Source organism: Syntrophomonas sp. UBA5494, assembly GCF_002426325.1.
On sequence record NZ_DIPG01000128.1, the window covers coordinates 1 to 9,464 of the forward strand.

The 9,464-nt window shown below is 47.3% G+C and carries 8 protein-coding genes and 1 tRNA gene; 4 read left to right on the plus strand and 5 right to left on the minus strand.

What is annotated here, in order from left to right; all coding sequences use genetic code 11:
• The 4 genes from B3W37_RS14380 to B3W37_RS14395 all read right to left on the minus strand — a co-directional run.
• Positions 1–1,421: [FeFe] hydrogenase, group A (locus B3W37_RS14380; protein ID WP_483176213.1), on the minus strand; the 1,421-nt coding region annotated here is incomplete at its 3' end.
• Between the two features lie 14 nt (positions 1,422–1,435).
• A complete protein-coding gene (locus B3W37_RS14385) occupies positions 1,436–3,253 on the minus strand; it encodes an NADH-ubiquinone oxidoreductase-F iron-sulfur binding region domain-containing protein (RefSeq protein ID WP_483176214.1) in 1,818 nt (605 codons plus the stop codon).
• A 15-nt stretch (positions 3,254–3,268) separates the two neighbouring features.
• Entirely contained in the window at positions 3,269–3,754 is a 486-nt protein-coding gene (nuoE, locus tag B3W37_RS14390; protein ID WP_483176215.1) for an NADH-quinone oxidoreductase subunit NuoE, read from the minus strand.
• A 500-nt stretch (positions 3,755–4,254) separates the two neighbouring features.
• Entirely contained in the window at positions 4,255–4,965 is a 711-nt protein-coding gene (locus B3W37_RS14395; protein ID WP_483170343.1) for a CAP domain-containing protein, read from the minus strand.
• A gap of 369 nt (positions 4,966–5,334) precedes the next feature.
• Here B3W37_RS14395 and vanR point away from each other — a divergent pair, with 369 nt between their 5' ends.
• From vanR to B3W37_RS14415, 4 genes are all read left to right on the plus strand, one after another.
• Entirely contained in the window at positions 5,335–6,033 is a 699-nt protein-coding gene (gene vanR, locus B3W37_RS14400; RefSeq protein WP_481042012.1) for a VanR-ABDEGLN family response regulator transcription factor, read from the plus strand.
• 40 nt (positions 6,034–6,073) lie between these two features.
• Positions 6,074–7,168 (plus strand): sensor histidine kinase, encoded by a 1,095-nt coding sequence (locus tag B3W37_RS14405; RefSeq protein ID WP_483176224.1) that lies wholly within the window; start codon positions 6,074–6,076, stop codon positions 7,166–7,168.
• Positions 7,169–7,249: 81 nt separating this feature from the next.
• Positions 7,250–8,212 (plus strand): D-alanyl-D-alanine carboxypeptidase family protein, encoded by a 963-nt coding sequence (locus B3W37_RS14410; protein WP_483170340.1) that lies wholly within the window; start codon positions 7,250–7,252, stop codon positions 8,210–8,212.
• Positions 8,213–8,243: 31 nt separating this feature from the next.
• The gene (locus B3W37_RS14415; RefSeq protein ID WP_483176225.1) at positions 8,244–8,786 is read left to right on the plus strand and encodes an SDR family NAD(P)-dependent oxidoreductase; all 543 of its coding nucleotides are present in this window, start codon (positions 8,244–8,246) and stop codon (positions 8,784–8,786) included.
• Between the two features lie 504 nt (positions 8,787–9,290).
• Here the strand turns inward: B3W37_RS14415 and B3W37_RS14420 are convergent.
• Positions 9,291–9,385 (minus strand) — tRNA-Ser (locus B3W37_RS14420).
• Between the last annotated feature and the right edge of the window lie 79 nt (positions 9,386–9,464).

Here is a 9,464-nt window from a genome sequence, read left to right on the forward strand (position 1 = left end):
CGCACATCCATACCATTGATTTTGACAGTAGCCGATTTGATGCCTTTCATCCCGCGCAGCTCCTCAAAATCGACCTTCTCCAGAGTGGTTTCGGTCAGCCATTCATAAGCCGTCCTCAAGGTGGCTTCGATTACCCCGCCGGTGGCTCCGAATATTACCGAAGCACCGGTGGACTCACCCAGCGGATTGTCAAATACTTCGTCTTCCAGCACTTTGAAGTCTATAGCGGCTTCTTTGGCCATTTTGGCTAATTCCCGGGTGGTTATGACATGATCAACATTTCTGCTCCCTTTGTTGCTGAGTTCAGGCCGGGCTGCTTCGTACTTTTTGGCCAGACAGGGCATCACCGATACCACTATAAGTCTTTGCGGGTCTATTCCGAATTTCTCACAATAGTAGCTTTTAGCGATGGCGCCGAACATCTCGTGGGGAGATTTGCAACTGGAGGGGATAGCCATCAAATCAGGAAACTGGTGTTCAAAGAACTTGACCCAGGCCGGACAGCAACTGGTCAATATAGGCAGAGTGCCATTGTGCTGCAGGCGGTGTACAAACTCTGAGGCTTCTTCAATTATGGTAAGATCCGCCGCAAAATCCGTATCGAATACTCTGTCAAAACCCAATTTCCTGAGCAGGGCTACCATTTTGCCGGTCACCGCCTGCCCGGGTTCCATCCCGAACTCTTCGCCCAGGGCTACCCTAACTGCGGGGGCGGTTTGAACAACTACAAATTTATCGGGATTATTGATGGCATCCCAAACCTCACTGACCACACTCATTTCCGAGAGGGCCGCTGTGGGGCATACCGCCACGCATTGACCGCAGAATGTACAGGCGGTTTCCCTCATAGGCAATCCAAAGGTAGGCTTGATAATGGTCTCAAAACCTCTGCCCACAGCTGAGAGTACGCCGCAGGTTTGGAAATCGTTGCACATGATTTCGCATCTCCGGCAGAGTACGCATTTATCAGGATTTCTCTGAATGGAATTGCTGGAGCAATCTTTTTCATAGCAGGACATAGCCCCCTGGTATTTGAGCTCATTTCTTAAGCCCAGCTTAGCCGCCAGCTGCTGCAGATCACAGTTCTGGTTCTTTTCGCAGACCAAACAGTCCTGGGGATGATCGGACAGCAGGAGTTCCACCGAGGTTCTCCTGGCCCTGATCGCTCTGGGGGTGCTGGTTTTTACCCGCATTCCCTCGGTTATTGTAGTGATACAGGCCGGGGCCAGATTTTTTCTGCCTTCGATTTCCACCATGCATACCCGGCATGAAGCCTCTTTGAAGGTTACTTGGGGATTGTGCAGATCGAGGTGACATAGTGTTGGAATATCTACATCAACCAGACGGGCGGCCTGCAATATGGTCAAATCTGCTGGAGCTGACAACTCTACACCATTAATTTCGATTTTTACTTCATTCATAATTATCTCCTCCCCTAGCGCTTCTCTATGGCGCCGAATTTACATACCGCCATACAAGAACCGCATTTGATGCACTTATCCTGTATGATACGATGCGGCTTTTTGACTGCGCCTTCGATGCATTGTGCCGGGCATTTTTTCACACAAATCGTACAGCCGCTGCACTTTTCGGGGTCGATGCAGTATGCTAAAAGAGCCGAACAGCGCCCGGCCTGGCACTTTTTGTCTTGAACATGCCCTACGTACTCCTGGTGGAAGTATTTCAAGGTGCTGAGTATGGGGTTGGGGGAACTCTGTCCCAAGCCGCATAGAGAAGTATCCTTAATGGTTTCGCCAAGCTCTTTGAGCTTGGCAAGATCTTTCAGGCTTCCCTTGCCGCCGGTTATTTTATCCAGCATCTCATAGAGTCGCTTATTGCCTATTCGACAGGGCGTGCATTTCCCGCAGGACTCTTCTACGATAAATTCCAGGTAAAACTTGGCTACATCGACCATGCAGTCATTTTCATCCATGATAATCATGCCGCCCGAACCCATCATAGAGCCAATAGCAGCCAGGCTGTCATAATCTATCGGGGTATCCAAATATACTGCGGGAATACATCCCCCGGACGGTCCCCCGGTCTGAGCCGCCTTAAATGCCTTATCATCGATAATGCCGCCACCCATTTCATATACTATCTCACGCACGGTTATACCCATAGGGACTTCGTACAGACCGACTCTTTTTATTTTTCCAGCCAGGGCGAATACTTTGGTGCCCTTGCTTTGTTCTGTGCCAATTGAGCTAAACCAGTCCGGTCCTTTAAGGATAATGGCGGTGATATTGGCCAGGGTTTCAACATTATTCACCGAAGAAGGCCGCCCCCAAAGGCCGCTTTCCGCCGGAAACGGAGGCTTGTTGCTGGGCTCGCCCCGGTCTCCTTCAATGGAATGAATCAGCGAAGTTTCTTCCCCGCAAACGAAGGCCCCGGCTCCATATTTGATGTCTATATCAAAGTCAAACCCGGTGCCCATAATGTTTTTGCCCAACAACCCGGCCTGTTGGGCCTGCTCAATAGCGATCAAGAGCCTGGCAACCGCCAGAGGGTATTCTGCTCTTATGTAGACATAGCCTTGACTGGCTCCAACCGCATGACCCGCAATAGCCATGGCCTCCAGAACACTATGGGGGTCGCCTTCCAGAATGCTTCTGTCCATAAACGCACCGGGGTCGCCCTCATCCGCGTTACAGATGATATACTTCTGATCGTCCCGGGCTAAGGCTGTGGTTTTCCACTTTAAACCTGTGGGGAAACCGCCGCCGCCTCTGCCTCTGAGGCCTGACCCAATAACTTCTTGAATAATCCCCTCTGCTGTTTTTGTGGTGAGACATTGTCCCAAAGCCCGATAGCCTTGTACCGCTATATAGTCTTCAAGGGATTCCGGATCAATTGTGCCGCAGTTCCTCAAAGCAATACGCACCTGCCGGTCGTCAATTCCCGGTTTAGGAATCCTCTTGTGTTCCAGCAGCCGGTTTCCTGCCAGATGAATTCTCACTATTTCCCTGGCGCTATCCTGATCTACATAGCCGTATACTACCGCAGGCTGATGGGGCCGCACCACTTCGAAGGTAGGCTCCGCATAGCAGCTGCCCATACAACCGACCCTAATCAGTTCAACATCTGTAATTTCAAGCTTTTGTATCTCATCCTGCATGGCTGCCATGGAATCCTTGGCCCCGGCAGCTATGCCACAAGTCCCGAATCCGACATATACCCGGGTAGCGCCGCTGGGTTTGGAAAGCTCTGCATGAAGCGATTTGAGTTCATCAAAGCTATTTATTCTCCTCATTGCCAAACCTCCCCCTTACTCGTATTTCTCCAGTAAATGGTCAACCTGATCAGGGGTTACCCAACCAAATACTTTGCCGTCAATACTTACTACCGGGGCTAATCCGCAGGCTCCCACGCATCTCAAGGGGTCGATGCTGAATTTGCCGTCTCCGGTGGTCTGACCCGCTTTTACCCTGAGCTTCTCCTCGAGCATCTTAAGAATGCTTTCCGAACCTCTCACAAAACAGGCTGTGCCCATACAGATTTGAATAATATGCTCCCCTTTGGGCCTTTCTGTGAAATAGGAATAGAAGGTCACAACTCCATTTACCTTGGAGCTGGGGATGTTAAGCTTTTTGCCCACATAACTCTGAACTTCTTGCGGCAAATATCCAAAGATGGACTGGGCCTGGTGCAAAACGGAAATTAGTGCGCCTTTGGTATCTTCCAAAGATGAGATGTAACGATCAAGTTGGCTGAATTTTTCTTCTTTCAAAACATTTTTGCAGTCACTGCACATCAGTATCATCCTCCTAAGTAATAAAACAATATATGTACTTTATTTCACAATCTTAAGCCATGTTCTAGTTTAATAGGGTGATAATGCAAACGCAAAGGGCGAAACCGGCTATTTAGGCAAGTCTGTTAAAGCTAGCCAGCCGCAACGACATATTTCGACATATTATGGCCTTGTGAAAAATTTATCTTCCGCTTGCGTGGTTTTTGCTTAAAAGCCGCATACTTATTCCCGAAGTAATCTATCTGCCACAGCGGTGCTCTTCTTGCTCTTTGGACTCCACCAATTCGTGCCAAACCAGCGAAGTATCTCAAATCAAGTGTCAGAAGCAAAGCTATGCCAAATAATAAATAAACCGGCTTCCAGTATATCTGGAATGCCGGTTTATTAACAATACTCGCGCGGACCGCTCGCAGCAACGAGACCGAGCCGTCTCTTCTGTTTTTGGGGTAATTCCGAGAGCTGGTTTTTGCCTTAAGTCCTATGATCAGATTATCATGGGATTAGTTGGTGAACCACTGCGTAACGTAGATAGACCTGTCCTTCTGGTAGAAGCCCAGACCTACTTTGGAGAAGCTCTTGCTGAGTATATTGGCGCGATGGCCGGATGAATTCATAAAGGCATTGTGGGCCCCTTTAACACTAGTGTTTATGGCAATGTTTTCACCGGCGGCCGAGTAGCTGATCCCCAGGCTTTGCATCATATTGAAAGGGCTGCCATAGGTAGGCGAGGTATGGCTGAAGTAATTATTTACTGCCATATCCTTGGATTTTAGGTAAGCCCCATCGCACAGTTTTTTGGTAAGAGTCAATGGTGACAGGCCATTGGCTTTGCGATCAGCATTTATGTATCCCAGCATTTCGTTTTGCATGGCGGAAAAATTGCTGTCGTCTGAAGACGTTGAAGGAGTATAAGGCTTAACGAGATTTCCGGATACACAACCTACCGTGTCTTTACTGTTCTTGACCACATAAAATCTGCCGATCTTGCCGATAACATCTAAAACAGTCCCTTTTTTGTAAGTGGTTATAATCCTGTGGTTGGTACTGGCCCCGGTCCTGAAATTCACCGTACTGGCAGTGACCTGAACTTGTTTGACAGTGGTGCTTGTAAAGACGCCTGCAACTTCGTCTACCGGGGCGGTGTTATCGGGAATCTGCAGGGGGATGCATATAAACAATAACATCAAGACTACTGAGAAGAGTTTTTTCATGATTGCTACCTCCTTTTCCACATTATTAACCAATGTTCTTACCGTTTACTAGTGTAAAATATAACCATTGACAAATTTTGCAGTCTTAACCTTAAATCCCAATAACAGTATTTAGCCGCCAGGCAGCCCTGCTCAACCTTTGTTGAATAAGGTCCTGCATACCTTATTCTTCGGGTGTTACCGGTGCTCCAAAATTGATATCTGAATGGGATGAAAAATTATAGGATTTATAGAATTAGTATTCAGCATTCTGATCCTCCCCCTTCATTAAAATCTTAAGCTTTTATTAAGATAATTGCGGCTAAATGGTCATTAGCTTGAGGGTATAATGATGATGGACATATTCTTATTGGGAGGGAAGCTGATTTTATGCCGGCTAATATCCTGATAGTCGATGATGAGCAAGCTATCGCGGATCTGGTGGAAGTCTACCTAAAGAACGAAAATTATACGGTTTTTAAATACTATACCGGGCAGGATGCCCTTAATTGCATTCGCACAGAGAAATTGGACCTAGCGATCTTAGATGTGATGCTTCCCGATATCGACGGATTCACCATTTGCCGGCAAATCCGCGAACAATACAACTACCCGGTCATTATGCTGACCGCCAAGGAAGAAGAAATTGACAAAATTACCGGGCTGACCCTGGGGGCTGATGATTATATCACCAAGCCTTTTCGGCCTTTGGAATTAGTTGCCCGCGTCAAGGCGCAGCTGCGCAGGTTTACCAGGTACAATACTGCGGGGCCCGACCGTGAAGAGCGGCTGATCACGTTTTCGGGCCTGGTGCTGGACAAGGATACCCATGAATGCAGGTTAAACGAGAGGCAACTTTCCCTTACTCCCACAGAGTTCTCGATTCTATGGGTTTTATGTTCCAACCGCGGCCGGGTGGTCAGTTCCGAAGAGTTGTTCCAACAGGTTTGGGGTGAAAAATATTTTACCAGCAGCAACAACACCGTTATGGTTCATATCCGGCATTTACGGGAAAAAATGAATGATTCGGCGGAACGGCCCAAATATATCAAAACCGTATGGGGAGTTGGCTACAAGATTGAGAAATGATTTCTCCAGACTGAACAGAAAAATATTGCTGCAGGTACTCATGATTGCATCAGCGGCTATACTGCTAGGAATATTAATTCAGCATATCCTCATTGATGGATTTCTTCAGGATATCTTTGCCAGCGGGTTTGTAGCCTTCTGCCAAAATGTTCTGTCATTATCCCAGCGGGAGAGCATCAATTTATATCAACAACTGTTCCGCAACAACAAAACCCTGTGGCTGGCTGGCGGTTTATTCCTCCTGTTACTATTTCTCTTTTATTGGGCTTTGGCGCGAATGACAAAATATTTCAATGAAATAAGTGCGGGCTTGGATAAGCTGGTTGAGGGGGCCGCGGAGGACATTGTTCTATCCCCGGAAATGGACTTTATGGAGTCCAAGCTAAATAAAGCCAGAAGCATATTGGAACAGCGGGAATGGGCCGCCAAGGAAGCCGAGCAGCGCAAGAACGACTTGCTGGTTTATCTGGCCCATGATATTAAAACGCCGTTGACTTCGATCATCGGTTACTTGAGCCTTTTAGACGAAGCCCCGGATATGCCGGTGGCGCAGAAGGCCAAATACACCGCTATTACCCTGGAAAAGGCCTACCGTTTGGAAGTTTTAATCGATGAATTTTTTGAGATTACCCGATTTAATTTGCAGGATATGGTCTTGAATAGACAGAGGATCAATTTACCGTTCATGCTCCAGCAGATGGCTGATGAATTCTATCCCCTGGCGGCTCCGTTGGGAAAGCAGATTTTGATTAATGCCGCGGAGGGCCTTACCCTGTGGGGAGATGCCGATAAATTGGCCCGGGTGTTTAACAATGTCTTAAAGAACGCCATGGCTTATAGCTATGAGAACACCCCCATTACTATTGCTGCCGTTGAGGACAACACCAACATAGTTATCACCTTCGCAAACCGGGGCGACCCCATTCCACCCGGAAAGTTAGACACCATCTTCGAGAAGTTTTATCGATTGGATTCCTCCCGCCCCTCCCATACCGGAGGCGCTGGATTGGGCCTGGCCATAGCCAGGCAAATACTGACCGCTCATGGAGGCGCTATAACAGTGGAAAGCAATATGGAATGCACCACCTTCACGGTTACTTTGCCGGCTATGTATGCAGAAATAAGAGAATCTTAAGGACTTTATAAGCCTGAATTTAAACACCGCTCCTTATTATTTGCTTGAATAAAATCAGTACAGGATAAGGAGCGGTTATATATGACATACCCAGCAATCAAAAAAAGTCCAAAGGTTACATTGCTTCTCCTTTTGTTATTTATCATAGCCTTTGCCATAATCAGCAAATTCGCTGTAACCTCTGCAGACTTCCCCTTATTAGAGGATGATTCCCCCGACCATTCATTACGACCCTTTAATACAGCAAATCCTTCAGCAACGATTTCCCCTGACAAATTGTATAGTCCTTATGCTATTCTGATATGTTTGAGCGATCACACGATATTATTGCAGAAAAATAGTGAAGCCAGGATTTATCCTGCATCTCTGACCAAAATGATGACCGCTCTGGTCGCCATTGAACAACTGCCTGATTTGCAGGAAGAGATCACAATCCCTGATTATGTATTTCAGAAACTAAACAAAACAGACGCTACAATGGCCGGTTTTCAACCAAATGAAAAGGTCAGAGCCATCGATTTGCTGTATGGCGTTTTGCTGCCCAGCGGCGCGGAATGCTGTATTGCTCTGGCCAATCATATTGGTGGTTCGGAGCCTGGCTTTGTAGCCCTGATGAATGAAAAATCGGCCAAGCTGGGTATGAATAGGACCCATTTTGATAATACCACCGGTCTTCATGACCAAAACAACTATACTACCGTTAAGGACTTGGGCATTCTGCTCAGCTATACGCTGCAGAACGATACTTTCAGAAAAATTTTTTGTTCACCCCGCTATACAACCCACTCTACCAACATACATCCCGAGGGAATTACATTTAGAAGCACCCTGTTCGAAAAAATAAATGGCTGCAGCTTAAGTAGCGGAGAGCTTTTAGGCGGGAAAACCGGATATACCGGCGAAGCCGGTCTGTGTCTGGCCAGTTTAGCCAAAAAAGACGGCAAAGAATACATCCTGGTCACCGCCGGCGCCAAAGGCAGCCACCAGACTGAGCAGTATAACATCAGCGATGCTTTCGCGGTGTATAACAGTCTAAGCGAATAAGTTATCCTGAACCGCTCCGATCGAAACCAATCTGTGGGGCGTGATCAACGTTACAAAAGCCGCGTTGCCCACTCTGCGCAAACAGAGAAGCGGTCATATCGTTCAGTTTTCCTCTGTCGGCGGACGCGCTGGCTCTCCGGGGTTAGCGCCTTATCAGACGGCTAAATTCGCGGTGGAAGGATTCTCCGAGGTCCTGTCAAAGGAAGTGGGCCCCCTTGGTATCAAGGTTACCCTGATCGAGCCAGGCGGATTCCGCACCGATTGGGGCGGTTCGTCTATGCAGGTCGTGGAGCCCATGGATGATTACAAAGAAACCGTGGGAGGCTTGGCGAAGTACATTCGGCAGCATACGGGCAAAGAAAGAGGCAACCCAGACAAGGCTGCTGCGGCGATCATCAAAATCGTCAATGAGAAAAATCCGCCTCTGCGTCTTTTGCTTGGCCCCGATGCCGTATCCATTGCCAACACGGCTGATCAGGCAAAGCTCGCGGAAACAAAACGCTGGGAGGCATTGAGCAAATCCACAGATTTTTATGATATTCTCGGCGAAGAAGATTTCAGTAAGCTGGTTTAACGACTTGGGCGAAGGTTCCTAGCATGATTCACGTTCAGCCTATAAGGCAAAAGACATACAAGAATGGCTTGGGTATTCAAAATATCTCCGTTACGATGAATTCCTATGTTCATTTGTTTAAGGAGAAAAAAAAGGTATATGTCACGTAACCATCTTGCTTAATGGTTCTTAAACCTTTAACTTGGTCATCGTAGGTGCGCCTTGACCTTGTCAGGGAAGAAAAAAGACAAGAAGGGCGAGGAACAAAAGAAATGCACTGGCGAAGGGGTATGCCAAAAGCATGGCGATCTTAGGAAGTAAAAGTGAGTCATAAAGATAGCTGACAAAGACATATTTCTTGCTCTTGTTGAGAGGGAATGTTAAGGATGAGAGGGAAATTTTTTACAAAGCGGGAAACCTAAAAAGCGTTCTTTAAATAAAGGGCAGTAAAAACGGCAGTACAAATTTTGAGCATAAAACAAAAACCGGCCTCCTTCGTTTAAGGAATGCCGGTGTATTGCCTAATGGCGGAGAGGGCGGGATTCGAACCCGCGAGACAGGTATTAGCCGTCTACTCGATTTCCAATCGAGCGCCTTCAGCCGAACTCAGCCACCTCTCCACGCTTTTATTGTTTTTTCCCTGAATGGGACTATAGTATTTTAACTCAAAAGTCCGACAACCGCAAGCCTCCAAATAAT

Bases quoted from the DNA above. Each gene is read 5' to 3' on its own strand.
- B3W37_RS14410 (WP_483170340.1), top strand. From the start codon at position 7,250: ATGACATACCCAGCAATCAAAAAAAGTCCAAAGGTTACATTGCTTCTC.
- B3W37_RS14395 (WP_483170343.1), bottom strand. From the start codon at position 4,965: ATGAAAAAACTCTTCTCAGTAGTCTTGATGTTATTGTTTATATGCATC.
- B3W37_RS14405 (WP_483176224.1), top strand. From the start codon at position 6,074: ATGATTGCATCAGCGGCTATACTGCTAGGAATATTAATTCAGCATATC.
- B3W37_RS14385 (WP_483176214.1), bottom strand. From the start codon at position 3,253: ATGAGGAGAATAAATAGCTTTGATGAACTCAAATCGCTTCATGCAGAG.
- nuoE (WP_483176215.1), bottom strand. From the start codon at position 3,754: ATGTGCAGTGACTGCAAAAATGTTTTGAAAGAAGAAAAATTCAGCCAA.
- vanR (WP_481042012.1), top strand. From the start codon at position 5,335: ATGCCGGCTAATATCCTGATAGTCGATGATGAGCAAGCTATCGCGGAT.